This is a genomic window from Methylobacterium sp. Leaf104, from assembly GCF_001422885.1.
GTDB lineage: Bacteria > Pseudomonadota > Alphaproteobacteria > Rhizobiales > Beijerinckiaceae > Methylobacterium.
In genome coordinates this window covers 90,334-106,449 of sequence record NZ_LMMZ01000001.1, presented here as the reverse complement: position 1 = coordinate 106,449, position 16,116 = coordinate 90,334, and the positions used below count along the sequence as shown (strand labels likewise).

At 71.7% G+C, this 16,116-nt stretch carries 17 protein-coding genes; 10 read left to right on the top strand and 7 right to left on the bottom strand.

Going from position 1 to position 16,116, the window contains the following annotated elements:
* The first annotated feature begins 261 nt into the window (after nucleotides 1-261).
* Nucleotides 262-936 (top strand): cellulose biosynthesis protein BcsS, encoded by a 675-nt coding sequence (gene bcsS / locus ASF49_RS00510; RefSeq protein ID WP_056466094.1) that lies wholly within the window; start codon nucleotides 262-264, stop codon nucleotides 934-936.
* Between the two features lie 18 nt (nucleotides 937-954).
* On the opposite strand, the gene ASF49_RS00505 is transcribed toward bcsS, so the two are convergent.
* Nucleotides 955-2,583 carry a cryptochrome/photolyase family protein gene (locus tag ASF49_RS00505; RefSeq protein WP_082510798.1) on the bottom strand — a complete coding sequence of 543 codons (1,629 nt, stop codon included), beginning with the start codon at nucleotides 2,581-2,583 and terminating at the stop codon, nucleotides 955-957.
* A gap of 216 nt (nucleotides 2,584-2,799) precedes the next feature.
* On the opposite strand from ASF49_RS00505, the gene ASF49_RS00500 reads away from it, so the two are divergent.
* Together ASF49_RS00500 and ASF49_RS22840 are read left to right on the top strand one after the other, a co-directional pair.
* Nucleotides 2,800-3,666, top strand: coding sequence for a formyltransferase family protein (locus tag ASF49_RS00500; RefSeq protein ID WP_056466087.1), 867 nt, complete (start codon nucleotides 2,800-2,802; stop codon nucleotides 3,664-3,666).
* Nucleotides 3,667-3,716: 50 nt separating this feature from the next.
* Nucleotides 3,717-3,890, top strand: coding sequence for a DUF2256 domain-containing protein (locus ASF49_RS22840; protein ID WP_200929992.1), 174 nt, complete (start codon nucleotides 3,717-3,719; stop codon nucleotides 3,888-3,890).
* Nucleotides 3,891-3,896: 6 nt separating this feature from the next.
* Here the strand turns inward: ASF49_RS22840 and ASF49_RS00495 are convergent, their stop codons facing one another.
* The 4 genes from ASF49_RS00495 to ASF49_RS00480 are packed head-to-tail and all read right to left on the bottom strand — an operon-like array spanning nucleotide 3,897 to nucleotide 6,546.
* The gene (locus ASF49_RS00495; RefSeq protein WP_056466084.1) at nucleotides 3,897-4,484 is read right to left on the bottom strand and encodes a nucleotidyltransferase family protein; all 588 of its coding nucleotides are present in this window, start codon (nucleotides 4,482-4,484) and stop codon (nucleotides 3,897-3,899) included.
* A gap of 5 nt (nucleotides 4,485-4,489) precedes the next feature.
* Nucleotides 4,490-5,515 (bottom strand): molybdopterin-binding protein, encoded by a 1,026-nt coding sequence (locus ASF49_RS00490; protein WP_056466080.1) that lies wholly within the window; start codon nucleotides 5,513-5,515, stop codon nucleotides 4,490-4,492.
* Complete coding sequence (locus tag ASF49_RS00485; protein ID WP_056466077.1) at nucleotides 5,512-6,213, bottom strand: XdhC family protein; 702 nt, start codon at nucleotides 6,211-6,213, stop codon at nucleotides 5,512-5,514. Before ASF49_RS00485 ends, ASF49_RS00490 begins: the two co-directional genes overlap by 4 nt.
* Before the next feature lie 9 nt (nucleotides 6,214-6,222).
* Nucleotides 6,223-6,546, bottom strand: coding sequence for an XdhC family protein (locus ASF49_RS00480; RefSeq protein ID WP_056466075.1), 324 nt, complete (start codon nucleotides 6,544-6,546; stop codon nucleotides 6,223-6,225).
* A 213-nt stretch (nucleotides 6,547-6,759) separates the two neighbouring features.
* On the opposite strand from ASF49_RS00480, the gene ASF49_RS00475 reads away from it, so the two are divergent.
* The 4 genes from ASF49_RS00475 (at nucleotide 6,760) to ASF49_RS00460 (ending at nucleotide 9,374) form a co-directional block, all read left to right on the top strand.
* Nucleotides 6,760-7,932: a branched-chain amino acid ABC transporter substrate-binding protein gene (locus ASF49_RS00475; RefSeq protein WP_056466073.1), complete on the top strand. Its 1,173-nt coding sequence runs from the start codon at nucleotides 6,760-6,762 to the stop codon at nucleotides 7,930-7,932.
* A gap of 326 nt (nucleotides 7,933-8,258) precedes the next feature.
* On the top strand, nucleotides 8,259-8,531 hold the full coding sequence (gene infA, locus ASF49_RS00470; protein WP_055947419.1) for a translation initiation factor IF-1: 273 nt from the start codon (nucleotides 8,259-8,261) through the stop codon (nucleotides 8,529-8,531).
* 331 nt (nucleotides 8,532-8,862) lie between these two features.
* Nucleotides 8,863-9,063: a type II toxin-antitoxin system RelE/ParE family toxin gene (locus ASF49_RS24680; protein WP_272481481.1), complete on the top strand. Its 201-nt coding sequence runs from the start codon at nucleotides 8,863-8,865 to the stop codon at nucleotides 9,061-9,063.
* An 11-nt stretch (nucleotides 9,064-9,074) separates the two neighbouring features.
* On the top strand, nucleotides 9,075-9,374 hold the full coding sequence (locus tag ASF49_RS00460; RefSeq protein WP_056466071.1) for a helix-turn-helix domain-containing protein: 300 nt from the start codon (nucleotides 9,075-9,077) through the stop codon (nucleotides 9,372-9,374).
* Nucleotides 9,375-9,409: 35 nt separating this feature from the next.
* Here ASF49_RS00460 and parC read toward each other — a convergent pair whose 3' ends face one another.
* Together parC and recO are read right to left on the bottom strand one after the other, a co-directional pair.
* Nucleotides 9,410-11,659 (bottom strand): DNA topoisomerase IV subunit A, encoded by a 2,250-nt coding sequence (parC, locus tag ASF49_RS00455; RefSeq protein ID WP_056466067.1) that lies wholly within the window; start codon nucleotides 11,657-11,659, stop codon nucleotides 9,410-9,412.
* 53 nt (nucleotides 11,660-11,712) lie between these two features.
* Nucleotides 11,713-12,453 (bottom strand): DNA repair protein RecO, encoded by a 741-nt coding sequence (gene recO, locus ASF49_RS00450; RefSeq protein WP_056466065.1) that lies wholly within the window; start codon nucleotides 12,451-12,453, stop codon nucleotides 11,713-11,715.
* A gap of 130 nt (nucleotides 12,454-12,583) precedes the next feature.
* On the opposite strand from recO, the gene ASF49_RS00445 reads away from it, so the two are divergent.
* From ASF49_RS00445 to ASF49_RS00435, 3 genes are all read left to right on the top strand, one after another.
* A complete protein-coding gene (locus tag ASF49_RS00445; RefSeq protein ID WP_056466064.1) occupies nucleotides 12,584-13,006 on the top strand; it encodes a hypothetical protein in 423 nt (140 codons plus the stop codon).
* Between the two features lie 120 nt (nucleotides 13,007-13,126).
* Nucleotides 13,127-13,849, top strand: coding sequence for a gamma-glutamylcyclotransferase (locus tag ASF49_RS00440; RefSeq protein ID WP_056466062.1), 723 nt, complete (start codon nucleotides 13,127-13,129; stop codon nucleotides 13,847-13,849).
* Between the two features lie 253 nt (nucleotides 13,850-14,102).
* Nucleotides 14,103-16,100, top strand: coding sequence for a methyl-accepting chemotaxis protein (locus ASF49_RS00435; RefSeq protein WP_056466057.1), 1,998 nt, complete (start codon nucleotides 14,103-14,105; stop codon nucleotides 16,098-16,100).
* Nucleotides 16,101-16,116 lie beyond the last annotated feature (16 nt).

Below are 16,116 nucleotides of genomic sequence, written 5' to 3'. Positions count from 1 at the left end.
CTCGGGCACGCGCCGTCAATTTAGAGTTGCCACATCGACGATTCGTTTCCGTAAGGTGATCAGCACGCGGGAACAGCAATCTATCGGCCGCGCCGGATGCAACCAATCTTGGATTATACCCGTCCTTTACGGACCGGAGATTGCATTTCGGGTCTGGCTTCGGAAGATTGAAGCCTTCTTCGAGGTCGAGGCAGGCCGCCCGTGGGACCGACGGCAGGAGATGTTCCGAAACCGGGGCGCGGCCCGGCGATCCTGGCCGGCATGGCCGCCTGGTCCGCCTCCGTCCTCGCTGGGCCGGCCCTGGCCTCCTCGCCCGCCTCGGTCCTCCTGTTCGGGAGCCTGGAGGCAAGTCCTTCCGTCTTCGTCACCACGGGCGCGAAGGTGGCGCTGGATCGGCTCGATCGGGAGGGCTTCGTGGCCCTGGGCAGCCTCGGGGGCCAGCGGCGCCGGGAGGGGGCCGTCACCCGCGACACCGCGATCGGTGCGGTCGTGCTCGGCTACCAATGGTTTCGGGACTGGGGCGTCGTTGCCGCCTATGCGGGCCCCGAAGGAACGATGGAGGTGGTGTCGGGCTGCGGCTGCGTCCATGCCCTGGCGCCCCGCTTCGGCCTGCGCCTGCACGGCGAGGTCTGGGCCCGCCCCACCGACGCGACCCTGCTCACCGCCACGCTGATCGCCGGCACCACCCGCATGAGCGCCTGGGGCCGCCTGTCCTGGGGGACGCGGGGCTGGGGCACGGGGGGCTGGGACGCCTATCTCGGACCCGAAATCTCCCTCTACGGGGACGAGACCGGCTACCGGAAATGGAATGTCGGGCTGCACGCCACGGATTTCGCCCTCGGCCGCTTCAGCCTGCGCCTCTCGGCCGGGCTGCAACTCGCCAGCGATCAGGACCCCGGCCCCTATCTCGGCCTCAGCGTCTGGACTCCTTGGTAGCCCTACGTCCTGGCGGGCTTAACCCCTTGATGGAGTCTTGCCCCCGGCGGGACGGCGGCCCGCGCCGGAGCGGGGCGGCGCCAGGTCCAGGTGTCCCTGCTCGACCCTGGGAGCGGAGGGCGCGGCGTCGAGCCCATCGAGGAAGCGGGCCGCATCCTCGACGATGGCGGCTCGCTTGGCGGGGTCCATGCGCGCCAGGGTGCGGTAGGGCATGGCGAGGCGGGGATTGTCCGCGAGGCGCTCGGCGTGCCGGATCAGAAAGTCCCAGTAGAGGTAGTTGAACGGGCAGGCCGTGGCGCCGGTCTTCTGCGCCACGTCGTAGGCGCAGCCCAGGCAGTAATCGGACATGCGGTTGATGTAGGCGCCCGAGGCCGCGTAGGGCTTCGAGCCCATCACGCCGCCATCGGCCCAGAGCACCATGCCGTGGACGTTGGGCAGTTCGACCCACTCGTAGGCATCGGCGTAGACGACGAGGTACCATTCCTCGACCTGCGCCGGCGCGATCCCGGCGAGGAGCGCGAAGTTTCCCGTCACCATCAGGCGCTGGATGTGGTGGGCATAGGCGTGGGTGCGGGTGGCGCCGATGCACTCCCGCAGACAGTTCATCCCGGTCTCGCCGGACCAGTAGAACCACGGCAGGTCGCGGGTGGCCTCGAGGGCGTTCGAGCCCGCGTAGTCCGGCATCCGCGCCCAGTACAGGCCGCGCACGTATTCCCGCCAGCCGAGGATCTGGCGGATGAAGCCCTCGACGCAGTGGAGCGGGGCCTCGCCCGCGCGGTAGGCGCGCTCCGCCGCCCGGCAGACCTCCTCCGGCGTCAGGAGCCCGGCATTCAGCGCCGGCCCGATCAGCGCGTGGTACAGGAACGGCGCGCCGGCGCGCATCGCGTCCTGGTAGTCGCCGAAGGCGGGAAGGCCCACGGCGAGGAAGTGTTTGAAGGCCGCGACGGCCTCGGTCCGGGTCACCGGCCAGGCGAAGGCGTCGGTCTCGCCGAAGTGATCGGCGAACTCCGCTTCGACGAGGGCGATGACCTCCCGGGTCACGGCATCCGGCGGAAAGGCGATGCGCTCGGGCAGGACGTGCCCCTTCGGCAGGCCCTTGCGATTCTCGGGGTCGAAGTTCCAGCGGCCGCCGACGGGCTCGGCGCCCTCCATCAGCAGGCCGGTCCGCCGGCGCATGCCGCGGTAGAACGTCTCCATGCGCAGGCTCCGGCGATCGCCGGCCCAGTCGGCGAAGGCCGCGCGCGGACAGAGGAAGCGGTTGTCGTCGCGGATCTCCACCGGCGGCCCGAGATCGGCGCGCCAGCCCTCCATCATCTCCCAGACCCGCCACTCGCCGGGCTCGGTCACGACGACCCGGTCGACCGCGTGGCGCGCGACCGCCCGCGCCAGTTCGCCGGTGAAGCTGCCGGTGTTGTCCGGAGCATTGAGGCGGACGTAGTCGACGGTGATGCCCTCCGCCTCCAGCTCGGCCGCGAAGTGGCGCATCGCCGAGAACAGGAACGCGATCTTCTGCTTGTGGTGGCGGACATAGGTCGCCTCCGCCCGGACCTCGACCATCAGCACGACGTCGTGCTCCGGATCGAGATCGGTCAGGGTGGCGATGCGCCGGGTGAGCTGGTCGCCGAGGAGGAAGCGGAGGGTGCGGATGGCCGTCAGGCCCCCCCGTGTCGGCGCAGGCGCGCGCGGGCCGGATTCCGGACCCGGCCGGCGCTTCCGCGCCCCGGTCCCTCGGCGACGATGTCCCGCCTCATGCCCGCTCCCAATTCGCTCCCGATCGGGTAGGTATGGCGGAAGCCGGGGACGGGGAGCCGTCGCCGCGCGGGATCGACCGATCCGTGACGTCGCAGGACCGTCGGGAGCCTCATGAAGTTCGCCTTTGCCGGCATCGATTTCCTCGGCGGCGTGTTCGAGGCCCTGACCGGGGCGGGCTGGACGCCGATCAAGCTGTTCACCCGGCCCTGCGACGGGATCTACGATCACAACGAGGCGGTGGTGGCCCAGGCCCGCCGCTACCGCGTGCCGATGCAGATCTCGCGGATGCGGCCCGAGGACCTTTCCGGGCTCGCGGAGGCGCATGGCCGGGACTGGGCCCTGGTGGTGGCCGGCTATCCCTGGCTGATCCGGGGCTGGCGCGGCCAGGCGGCCTACGGGCTGAATTTCCACCCCTCCCCGCTTCCCCTGGGCCGCGGGCCCTACCCGCTCTTCAAGGCGATCAGCGACGGGCAGCCGGAATGGGGCGTCACCGCCCACGTCCTGGCCGAGGACGGCTTCGACACCGGCGACATCCTGGCCCAGGAGCGCTTCCCGCTCGCCCCCCTGGAATCGCACGAGACCCTGCTCGCCAAGTGCCAGATGGCGGCGCGGCGCATCGCGGCCGGCCCCGTCGCCCGGGACCTTCCCGCCCTCTGGAGAACGCCGGCCCCCCAGGGTACCGGTTCTTACTGGCCGCGGGTCACGGACGCCGACCGGACCCTGGATTTCCGGTCCGAGGTCGAAGCGATCCTGCGCCGCGTCCGCGCCTTCGGCACGATCGAGACGATCGCTCGGGTCGGCGAGTCGCGGGTCTACGTGGCGGCCGCCGAGGGCTGGCGGGAGGCCCATCGCCATTCGCCCGGGACGGTGGTGCAGCGCTACCGCCGCCACGTCGTCGTCGCGGCCCGCGACGGCTACATCCAGCTCAATCGCTGGAGCCCCGTCCCGGTCAGCGAGGCCGGGCAGCTCGGGCGGTAGGCTGCCCTATATGGACGCGACGTCTCCCCAGAAGCGACCGAGCAGATCCGATGGCGCGGATGCGCAAGAAGGCCGATCTCCCCACCAAGGTCTGCGTCCAGTGCGGCAAGCCGTTCGCGTGGCGCAAGAAGTGGGAGCAGGTCTGGGACGAGGTCCGCTACTGCTCGGACCGGTGCCGGGCCGAGGCCAAGCGCGCCCCGGCGCGGGCCGCGGCGCAGGACTGACCGGCCTCAGCCGAGGGCGGCGAGGCCATCCGGCGTGTCGACGTCCTGGATGACGCCCGCATCCATCGCGCATGCGAGCACGTCGTCGCGTCCGGCGAGCAGGCGCCCCGCCCCCTGGTCGCCGGAGAGGGCGGCGAGGGCCGGCGCCAGGAGCCCCAGGTTCAGGAGGACCGGGTTGCCGCGCCGGCCGGCATGGATCGGCACCACGGCCGAAGGGGCCGGGTCCGCCCGGCGGAAGGCCTCGGCGAGGTCCGTGAGGTGGCGGGCGGTCACGCGCGGCATGTCGCCGAGGAGCACGATCGCGCCCGCCACCTCCGCCGGCAGGGCCGCCAGACCGGCCTGGAGCGAGGTGGCGAGGCCGCCGGCATAGGCCGGGTTCACGATTCGGACGAGATCGAGCCCGTCGAGGGCGGCGCCGACCCGGTCGGCATGGGCGCCGAGCACCGCCACCACCGGGCCGAGCCCGGAGCCGATGGCGGCCTCGGCCGCGTGGCGCACCAACGGCCGCCCGGCCAAGGGCTGCAGCAGCTTCGGCGCCGCGCCGAAGCGGGTCCCCCGCCCGGCCGCGAGGAGGATGAGGCCGAGTTCAGGCATCGGCCTCAGGCATCCTCGTCGGCCGGGTCGCCGCCGGAGCGGGGCTGGGGCCGCGACACGATCTCCATCAGGAGCCCGCCGACGCCCAGGGCGACGATGTCGGACCGGGTCACGGCCAGCCCGGCGAGCAGCCGGTGCAGCACCCAGTCGAAGCCGTTCTCCTTGGGCGAGCGCGCGCAGCCCGGCGCGCCGATGACCGGAACCGCGCCGACCCGGCCGACCAGGAGGAGATTGCCCGGGTCCACCGGCATGCCGAGGTGGTCGACATGCCCGTCCGCCGCCTCGATCGCGGCGGGAATCACGTCGCGCCGGTCGGCGATGGCCGAGGCGCCGAACACCACCACCAGCTCGGCCCGATCCTCCGCGACCGCCGCCCGGATCGCGTCGGCCACGGCCTCCCGGCGATGGGGCACCCGGGCCTCGGCGACGAGCTCCGCCCCCGTGGGGGCGAGGCGGTGGCGCAGGTTGGCCAGCGTCTTGTCGATGGTCGCGGGCTTGAGGCCGGGCAGCAGGGTCGAGACCACGGCGACCCGGGTCAAGCAGTAGGGCGCGACGGCGAGGGCGCCCGCGGGCGCGGCGCGGCAGGCCCGCTCGAGGGCCGCGCCCGAGACCGCGTAGGGGATGATCTTGACCGTGGCGACCATCTCGCCGGCCACCACCGGCTTGTAGGGCGCGAGCGTCGCCACCGTGATCGCCTCGTCGGTGCCGTTGACGGCGTCGATGGCGGACCGGTCGATCTGCAGGAGCCCGGCGGTGGCCGCGTGCAGGTTGCAGCGGCCGGTGAAGGGCGGCTCGCGGTGCAGCTGCGCGCCGGCGAGATGCGCGGCGAGGCGCTCGGCCGCCGCATCCTCGGCGACGTCGCCCGGCTCCAGGGTGACGGCCACGAGTTCGGACAGGCCGGCGGCGGCGAGGCGCGCGGCGTCCTCGGCCGGGATCACCCGGCCCTTGCGCAGGGTCACGTCGTGGGACCGCACCGTATGGGCGGCGATCAGCCCGGCGGCCTCGCCGGTGGGGACGGCGCCGAACTTCACGGGGCGGCTCCGGCAGGGGGCGTCCGCAGCGCGGCGATGATCTGCGCCAGGATCGAGACGGCGATCTCGGCCGGGCTGACGGCCTGGATGGGCAGGCCGATCGGCGCCGCGATCCGCCCGATCTCGGCTTCCGAGAATCCGGCCTGGGTGAGACGGGCGACGCGGGCCGCGTGGGTTTTGCGCGAGCCGAGGGCGCCGACGTAGAAGCAGCCGGCCCGGAGCGCCGCCGCCAGGGCGGGGTCGTCGATCTTCGGATCGTGGGTCAGGGCCGTCACCGCGCAGTAGCGATCGAGGGGCGGGACCGGCCCCGCCAGGGCGTCGTCCGGCCATTCGGCGACGAGATCGATGCCGGGGAAGCGCTCCGGCGTCGCGAAGGCGGTGCGCGGATCGATGACGGTGACGGCGAGGTCGAGGGCGCGCGCCATCGGGCACAGGGCCTGGCTGATATGCACGGCGCCGATCACCACCAAGCGTACCGGGGGCGCCTGCACGGTGAGGAAGACGGAGCGCCCGCCCGCCTCGGCGAGGCCGCTCTTGCCGGAGGCGAGATGGCGGGCGAGGAGGTCGGCCAGGGGGTCGCCGGCGATCTCGGTCTCGCGCACCACGCGCTGCATCCCGCCGTCGAGCTCCGTCACCAGGATGGCGGCCCGGCGCGCGGCGCGCTCGGCATTGAGGATCGCGAGGGTTTCGAGCTGCATGGCGCCGCCTCAGGCCACCGGCTCGACGAAGACGCGGATGCGGCCGCCGCAGGACAGGCCGACCCGCCAGGCGGTCTCGTCGGCCACGCCGAATTCGATCACCCGCGCCTGACCGTCGGCGATCGCCTCCAGGCCTTCGGTGATCACCGCGCCCTCGACGCAGCCGCCGGAGACCGAACCGAGGAAATTGCCCTCGCCGTCGACCACGAGATGGCTGCCCACCGGCCGCGGCGCCGAGCCCCAAGTCTCGATGACGGTGGCGAGCGCCACCGCGCGACCCTCGCGCCGCCAGGCTTCGGCCGCGCCGAGGATGTCGTTGTCGGTGGAAAGCATGGCCCTGACGAACTCCGGCGCGGGCTCGGACCCGCTGCGTGGAACATGGATGGAAACCCGGGAGAAGGAGGTAAGGTCCCGCGCAGCCGCGGCAATGCGATCCTCATGGGGCCGACATCCGGGGCGTGACTTCCCGCACCGACCGGGCACCCCTATCGTGGGGCCACGTCACCTGCCTCGATGGACCCCTGCCTCGATGGACCCCGCGCCCCGATGCCCAGCCTCCGTGTCACCGCCTGCGCCCTCGCTCTCGCCGGCCTGCTGATGGGTTCGACGGCCGGCTCCGTGGAGGCTCAGGTCCGGATCGGGCTGTCGGCCCCGCTGACCGGCCCGGATGCCGCCTTCGGAGAGGGGCTGCGGCTCGGGGCCGAGCGGGCGGTGGCCGATCTCAACCGGGCCGGCGGCGTCAACGGGCAGCGCCTCGTCCTCGTGGTGGCCGACGATGCCGGCGACGGCAAGCAGGGCCTGGCCGTCGCCCGGCGATTCGCCGCCGAGCGGGTCGGTCTCGTCGTCGGCCCCTTCGGTGCGGGCGTCGCGGCCCTGGCCGTGCCGGTCTACGAGGAGGCCGGCATCGTCGCCGTGACGCCAGGCACCGGCTATCCTGGGCTGACGGCCAAGGGCCTGTGGAACGTGTTCCGCACCGTGCCGAACGAGGCCGAGCAGGGGCGGCTCGCCGGCGCCTACCTCCTCGGCCGTCATGGCGGCCAGCGCATCGGCCTCGTGCACGACAAGAGCCCGTTCGGGCGCGGCCTCGCGGAGGGCGTGAGCCGCGCCCTGAAGGCCGCCGGCCAGCCGGAGGCCGCCTTCGAGACCCTGACCCGCGGCGAGCGGGACGCCTCCGGGCTGGCCGCGCGCCTGAAGCGGGCGCGGGTCGAGGTCGTGTATTTCGGGGGGCTCGCGCCGGATGCCGCCATGCTCCTGCGCGGCCTGCGCGACGCCGGCGTGACCGCGCCGCTGGTGGGCAGCGACGGCCTCCTCGACCCGGCCTTCCCACAGGCGGCCGGCCCTGCGGCCGAGGGCACGGTGATGACCCTGACGCCCGAGCCGCCCAGGCTCTCCGAGTCGAAGCTGCCCGAGCCCAGGCTGCCCGACGGGAAGGCCGCCAAGGTGCCGCGCACCCCGGAGGCGAACGCCGTGGCCGCCCAGGCCTACGCGGCCGTCGAGATCCTGCGCCAGGGCATCCTCGGTGCCGGATCGGGGGACGGCCGGGCGGTGGCCGCCTACCTGCACCAGGGCCGTTCCCTGCGGACGATCCTCGGCGACCTCGCCTACGATGCCAGGGGCGACCTCAAGCCCGATCCCCGCCGCCCGGCCACCATTCTGCAGGCCTGGAAGCGGACCCCGGACGGGCGGATCGACTACGTCGGCAACGACGTCACGCCCTGACGGGGCGCCGCGGCCGTCGGCGGCACGGCCGCAGGCGGACCGCAGCGATCTCGCGGGTCGCGATGTGCGAAAGCGCGCGCCGAATCCTGGTCTTTCCGAAACCTTGTCGAATCCTCGCCGAATCCTCACGCGGATTGTGCCGGCTTGATCACCGGTCTGAATCGGGAAAAGCTTGCTTCCGGCCGGCCCGGACATTATGTCGGGGCAACGCTCGCCGGTGTTGCGCATCCGATGGGATCGGACCCGCCGCCCGCCGCGTTTTGCCGAACGGCTTCGTTTTGTGTCCCGGGTCGCCCCTTTTCAGGCCGTCCGGCTGGAGAGTGTGGATGGCGAAAGAAGAGTTGATGCAGTTCGACGGTCTCGTGATCGAGATCCTGCCGGACGCGCGCTACCGCGTGCAGCTCGATCAGGGCCACGAGATCGTGGCCTACACGGCCGGCAAGATGAAGAAGAACCGCATCAAGACTCTGGCCGGCGACCGTGTCACCGTCGAGATGTCTCCCTACGACCTGGAGAAGGGCCGCCTCGTGTTCCGGCACAAGGACGAGCGCTCCGCCGGTCCGCGTCCGCCGATGCGCGGCCAGTTCCGCCGCCGCTGACCCGAGCGGCGCGACCGGACTTCCCAAGTCGCAACGATCCAGGCGCGGCAAGGCTTTCTACGCGGCAAGACTCGGTTCCCCGGGCCTTGCCGTCGGTGTTTGGCGCGGACGGCGACGGGCCTGCAGTCGCATGGCGGACGTTCACCGGAGCCCGCGGCCGGTGCCCTGCCGTTGACCCGCGTGCGCCAACGGCGCAGTCTGAGGTATGGCGGGCGCCCTTCATACGGTCATCGAGACCAAGATCTACCTGCGCTCTGCCGAACGCGTGATGACCGAGGCCGAGCGCAGCGCGGTCGTGAATTTCTTCGCGGCGCATCCATAGGCGGGTGATGTGATCCCGGGGACTGGCGGCCTTCGGAAGGTTCGTGTTCCCTTGGCAGGACGTGGCAAGCGCGGAGGCGCCCGCGTGATCTCGTACTTCGTCGGCCCCAAGGGCGTGTACCTGCTCCTGGCCTACGCGAAGAATGACCAGGGCAACCTGACACCCGATCAGGCCCGCACCCTTGCCCGTCTCGTCGAGACCTTGTTCTAAGGAGTAAAGCGATGGACGAAGCGATGTTCGCCGAGTTGACGCTGAGCCTGACCCAGGCGGCCGCCCATGCGCGCGGGGATATCGCAGCCGGGTGCGCCATCCACGTTCCGCAGGAGATCGACGTCGCCGCGATCCGAAAGGCGACCGATCTCTCGCAGGACGCCTTCGCCCGTCGGATCGGTGTCGCCGTCGGCACCCTGAGAAACTGGGAACAGCGCCGGCGCCAGCCCGAAGGACCGGCCCGCGTGCTGCTGGCGCTCCTTCAGCGCAACCCTCGCCTCGTCGAGGAAACCCTCGGCCAGGCGACCTGAGATCCACGTCCCAGGCGCCTGGGGCGTCCGCTCACCTACTTCCCGAACCGCTCGAATTTCGGGAAGCTCCGGGTCATCAGCGTGCCGGCCTCGGCCCGGTGGCCGATCCACTTCTCCAGGATGCCCGCATTGGCGAGCCGCGCCTCGCCGCCCGCCTCGCGCCAGGGCAGGCCCTCGGCCAGGGTGAAGACGTGGGCGTCGGTGAGCGTGGTCTGGCGGCAGCGCTGCAGGCGGACGCCCTTGCCCCGCACCATCTCGGGCAATTCGCTCAACGGGAAGACCAGCATCAGCCGGTCGGCGCTGCACACCGCCACGTGGTCGCCCGCCGCCGGCACCAGCACGGCCGCGGTGGCCGGTGCGTCGAGGCCCATGATGCCCTTGCCCTTGCGGGTATTGGCGACCAGCGCGTCGGCCGGCGCCAGGAAGCCGCGCCCGTCCGTGGCCGCCAGGAGGACCTTCGCCCCGGGCTGGTAGGGCATGGCAGCCACGATCTCGGTGCCGTCGTCGAAATCCACCATCAGGCGGATCGGGTCGCCGAAGCCGCGCCCGCCCGGCAGCTTGGCGGCCTCCAGGGTGAACACCTTGCCGTTCGAGGCTAGCACCAGGATCTTGGCCGTGGTCTCGCTCGGAAAGGCGAGCTTGAGGCCGTCATCGCCCTTGAAGGCGACGCCGGACAGGTCGGCGACATGGCCCTTGAGGGCCCGGATCCAGCCCTTGTTGGAGACGATCACGGTGATCGGCTCGCGCTCCACCATGGCGGCGGTGAAGTCGATGCCGGCGGTGTCGGGCGGGTTCTCCAGGGTGGTGCGCCGGGCGCCGATCTTGGTCTCGGGGCCGAAGGTCTTCTTCACCGCGCGGATCTGCTTGGTGATGTCGGCCCATTGCAGCTTGTCGGAGCCGAGCAGGCCCTCGATCCCCTCCTTCTCCAGGGTCAGCGCGTCGAGCTCGCGCTTCATCTCCATCTCCTCGAGCTTGCGCAAGGAGCGCAGGCGCGTGTCGAGGATGGCGTTGGCCTGGATCTCGGTCAGCTCGAAGCGCTTCATCAGGGCGGGCTTCGGCTCGTCCTCCTCGCGGATGATGCGGATCACTTCGTCGAGGTCGAGATAGACGATGAGCAGGCCGCCGAGGATCTCCAGGCGGCGGTCGATCTGGCCGAGGCGGTGGCGCGAGCGGCGCTGGAGCACGACGCGGCGGTGGTCGAGCCACTCGCGCAGGGCCTCGGCGAGGCCGATGACCCGGGGCACGAGCCCGCCCACCAGCACGTTCATGTTGAGTGAGATGCGCGATTCGAGCTCGGTGAGCCGGAACAGCGATTCCATCAGGATGACGGGGTCGACGTTGCGGGCGCGCGGCTCCAGCACGATGCGCACGTCCTCGGCCGATTCGTCGCGCACGTCGGCCAGCAGCGGCAGCTTGCGCTCCTGCAGCAGCTCCGCGAGCTTCTCGATCAGGCGCGCCTTCTGCACGCCGTAGGGGATCTCCGTGACCACGATGGTCCAGGTCCCGCGCCCGAGATCCTCCTTGGCCCAGCGCGCCCGCACGCGAAAGCCGCCGCGCCCGGTGCGGTAGGCCTCGGTGATCGATTCGGCACTGTCGATCAGGATGCCGCCGGTGGGGAAGTCCGGCCCCTTCACGAAGGTCAGGAGTTGGGCGGAGGTCGCCTCCGGATGGGTGATGAGGTAGAGCGCCGCGTCGCAGAGTTCGGCCGCGTTGTGGGGCGGGATCGAGGTCGCCATGCCCACCGCGATGCCCTGGCTGCCGTTGGCGAGCAGGTTCGGGAAGGCGGCGGGGAGCACCACCGGCTCCTCCTCCTGCCCGTCGTAGTTCGGGCGGAAATCCACCGAATCGTCGTCGAGGCCTTCGAGGAGGAGGCGCGCCACCTCCGTCATCCGGGCCTCGGTGTAGCGTTGCGCCGCGGCGTTGTCGCCGTCGATGTTGCCGAAATTGCCCTGGCCGTCGACGAGCGGGTAGCGCTGCGCGAAGTCCTGCGCCATGCGCACCAGGGCGTCGTAGGCCGCCGTGTCGCCGTGCGGGTGATACTTGCCGATGACGTCACCGACGATGCGGGCGCATTTCTTGAAGGCCGAGCTGGGGTCGAGCTTCAGGAGCCGCATGGCGAACAGGATGCGGCGATGGACCGGCTTCAGCCCGTCGCGGGCATCGGGCAGCGCCCGGTGCATGATCGTCGAGAGCGCGTAGGCGAGGTAGCGATCCTCCAGCGCGGTCTTCAGCTCGACGCTCTCGATGCCATCGGGATCCGATGGCGGCTCGAAGGGCTGGCCCATCACGAACTCCCGGGCCGCAACCGACCCAAATCAGAACAAAGCACGAACGGAATTTAGGCGTTCCCCGTGCCCAATGCAACGAAGCGCGCGCGTTCCTCGGGCACGGGGATCGCGCGCGGTCCCCAGATGTGCTGATCGAGGAAATACCCCGTCAAGGTAAACCCCTCGGTAACGTCCCGGGCGTCCGGAGTCATCGGCAGCCCCGCGCCGGGCGGGCGCGCGCGCAGGAAGTCCGGCAGCGCCAGCAGCCTGTCGCGATAGGGCTCGCCGGCCGAGGCGCTCACCGCCCGCCCGCTCCGGGGCGAGACGTAGATCAGGGCGTCGTTGCCCCCCGTGGCGGCGCAGGCCGCGAGGTCGAGCCCGAAGCCGAGTTCGGCCAGGATGGCGAGCTCGAAGCGCACCATCAGCGGCGGGGCGATGTCGGGGTCGTGCAGGTGCGCGACGAGGAGGCCGGCGGCCTCGAACAGCTCGGGATGGGGCTCGCGCTCGGGCAGCAGGCGGAGCAGGCCGGCGAGGTGGCTCATGCCGTAGAGGGCGAGCCCGGAGCCCATCAGCCGGGCGGCGACGGATTCCACGGGCTCGACCGCGAAGGCGCCCAGGCTCTCGTCGAGGCGCGCCCGCCAGGTGGCCTGCACCCGGTTGCCGGCCTGGAGCACCGGCTGCATCCGGCGCGAGCGGCCGCCATGCACGAGCCCGAGATGGCGGCCGTGCTCCCGGGTCATGAGTTCGAGGATGACGCTGGTCTCGCCCTGGCGGCGCAGGCCGAGAACCAGGGCCTCGTCGGTCCATTGCATGGCCGTGTCTTACGGCGCCCGCCGGGCGATGCAAACGCGACGCGATGGCCGCGGTTGCATGTGAAGCACCGTTCCCGCTGTGCGAGAATCCGGCTAGGCTCGATGCGACGCCGAATCGAGGTCGCCCGCTATGTCCTTTCCCGTGCCCGCATGCCGCGGCACCCGCGCTCGGGCCCTCGCCGCCCTGGTGCCCCTCGTCCTCGCCGGCTGCGGCCCCCGTGCGCCGGTCCCGACGCCCGCCGCGACCGCCCCGATCCGGGAGCGCCTCGCCGCCCTCGCGCTGAGCCGGACCGAGTTCGGTTCGGTTTCGCTGATCCCGGTCCGCTTCGTGCAGAGTCGGGTCTCCGGGCCCTTCCTCGACGAGGGGCGCACCCTCTACTGCGTGTCGAGCCGGATGCGGGGCCGCACCTTCGGCAAGGCGGAGCGGGTCAAGATCGTCATCCAGGAGAAGGCCGGAACCCTGACCGTCATCGACGAGGACAAGGAAGCCTGCGACCACCACCGCACCGAGCCGCTGCCCGAACTCGAGGCGATGGCCGCCGCCAAGACCTGAAAGCCAAGACCCGAAAGCCGGCGCGGGAGACCGCCGCCACGGCCTGTCGGATCTCGCGAGGGGCCACGTCTTGAGGGGCCACGTCTTGCGCCCCGGGCCGCCCGGTGGTTCGCTGCGACCATGCCGGACCAGCGCCTCGACCTGACCCTCGACCTGATCGCCCGCGCCCATCCCACGCCGGTGGCGGACGACGCCACCGCCCTGGCCCTGATGAGCGATGCAGAGCTGGCGCCGGGTCTCGCGGCCGCCTTCGCCGCCCGGCCGCTGCCGGCGGAGGGGCTCTGGGTGTTCGGCTACGGCTCGCTGATCTGGCGGCCGGAATTCACCTATTCGGAGCGCCGGGTCGGCACCGTCCACGGCTACCACCGGCGCTTCTGCCTCCTGCAGCGGCGCTTCCGCGGCAGCGTCGACAATCCCGGCCTGGTCCTGGCCCTCGACGCGGGCGGGTCCTGCGACGGGGTCGCCTTCCGGCTCACCGGCGACGAGGCCGCCGAGACCCTGCTGCCGGTCTGGCGCCGCGAGATGCGGGGCAACGGATACATCGGCCGCTGGGTGACGGTGGAGACGGCCGCGGGCCAGATCCAGGCGCTCACCTTCGTGGTGAACCCGGACAGCGACCGCTATACCGGCCCGATCTCGGACGCCGCGATCGCCGACCGGATCGCCTCCGGGGCCGGCCATCTCGGTCCCAGCGCCGAGTACCTGTTCCGCACGGTCTCCGCCTGCCTCGCGGAAGGGATCCGCTGCCCGCACCTGCTGACCCTGCAGGGGATGGTGGCCGAGCGGCTCCGAGCGCGGCTCCCGAGGTCCGGGAATCCGGACCGGCCCGGCAATTCCGGATAGGGCCACGCGAAACCGGCGTGAACGCCGGATTCCGGCGGGTCGCGGAGCCGGTCACGCGCGACGCCGCAGGCCGCGACCTCGGATCGCCCCGAGGCGACGCTTCGCGAGACTATAGAGGTCTCCACCGGATATTGAATGAACCAAATTAGCTCAGAACACCTGCAGAGAGAGGTTCGTCCCTGATTTCATACTTATTTATCCGTTCGTGCATACAGATGAGAGGGCAAATTATTCCCCCGATCGGACTACGTCGATGAAACTCGGTATCCGCGCTCGTCTCTATGCAGGTTTCGGCAGTCTGATCGTCATCGCCGGCGGGATCGGCCTCACCTCTCAATATCAGCTCGGCTCCGTCACGGAGGATTATGCGCGGCTCACCCGCCTCGAGGAGGGGGCACGCAACGTCTTCTCGGCGAACGGCCTCGGAGAACGCCTCTCCGTCCAGGCCCTGGAGTTCCAGGCGAACCAGAAGCCCGATCAGGTCGGTCAGATGGAGCAGACGCGCCAAGCCATCGCCACCCTCCTCCAGCGTCAGGTCGACATCGCCGTCTCCGAGGAGCGGCGCGCGATCTATGCGGGCATGCGCGACGAGTCCGCCGTTCTGAAGGACGATATCCAGCGCCTCGGCCAGGCCGGCCAGGCCCTGGCCGAGAGCAAGGCCAAGCTGTTCAAGACCGGTGACGAGATGACCCGCGCGACCGGCCAGCTGATGGCCGCCATCCGGCAGGGCGGATCGGCGGCGCTGGTCACCCAGGCGGCGAACGTCGACAGCGCGGTGCTGCTGATGCGGGTCGCGAACTGGCGTTTCCTGGCCACCCGCGACCCGCAGGGTCCGGCGACCTTCGCGGCGAACAGCCTCAAGGCCGACGCCGCCCTCAAGGCCCTGCGGGATCTCGACACCGGCGGCGAGTTCGCGCGGCCGATCCGCCAGCTTCAGGACACGGTCGGCGCCTATATCGGCGCCTTCAACGCCGCCGCCGCCGCGCTGGAGTCGATGCGGACCGCCTACGACGACAACCTCAAGCCGCATGCGACGACCCTGATGCAGGCCGGGCTGGGCGTCCGGGCCAAGATCGAGGTGGCGGTCGCCGAGATCACCGCCGCCACGCAGGCGAGCGTCGACCGCGCCCGCACCCTGCAGATGGGCCTCGTCGCCCTGGCGCTGGCGCTCGGCGGCGCCCTCGCCTTCCTGATCGCGCGCAGCATCATCGGCCCGATCTCCGGCATGACGGAAGCGATGAGCCGGCTCGCCGCCGGCGAGACGGCGGTCACCGTGCCCTCGCAGGACGCGGTGGACGAGATGGGCCAGATGGCCAAGGTCGTCGACGTGTTCCGCCAGAACGCCATCGCGCGCATCGACCTGGAGGCGCAGCAGGTCACGGCGCAATCCGCGCGCCAGCGCCGGGCCGACCGGGTCGACGGGCTCGTCCGGAGCTTCGAGCACACCATCTCGGGTGCGATCGGCATCGTCACCTCCGCGGCGACCGAACTCGACGCGACGGCGCGCTCGATGACCGAGGTGGCGGCGAGCACCAACGGCCAGGCCGTCGCCTCCAGCGCCGCCGCCGAGGAGACCTCGGCGAACGTGCAGACCGTGGCGGCGGCCGCCGAGGAGATGGTCGCCTCCCTGCAGGAGATCGAGCGCCAGGTTCAGCAATCCAATGCGGCCGCCGGGGCCGCCGCCCGCGAGGCGGAGGCGACGGACGTCGCCATGGGCAGCCTGATGCAGGCCGCCGACCGCATCGGCGAGGCCGTGACGATGATCTCCAGCATCGCCGGGCAGACGAACCTGCTGGCGCTGAACGCCACCATCGAGGCCGCCCGGGCCGGCGAGGCGGGCCGCGGCTTCGCAGTGGTCGCGGCGGAGGTCAAGGAACTCGCCGGCCAGACCGCGCGGGCCACCGACCAGATCGGCGGCCAGATCACGGCGATCCAGCAGGCCACGGCCCAGGCCGTCTCGGCGATCCGCCAGATCGGCCAGACCATCGTCTCCGTGAACGCGATCACCGAGAGCATCGCCGCGACGGTGGTGGAGCAGACCGCGGCCACCGGCGAGATCTCCCGCAACGCGGCCGAGGCGGCGCGCGGGACCCAGGACGTCTCGATGAACGTGGCCCGGGTCCTGGCCTCCTCCGGCGAGACCGGTTCGGCGGCCCAGCAGGTGCTGATGGCGGCGGGCGAACTCTCGGTCCAGTCGGTGAACGTGCGCCAGGAGGTCGAAGGGTTCCTCGCGGCCATCCGCGCCGCCTGAGGCGCCGCGTCGGTCG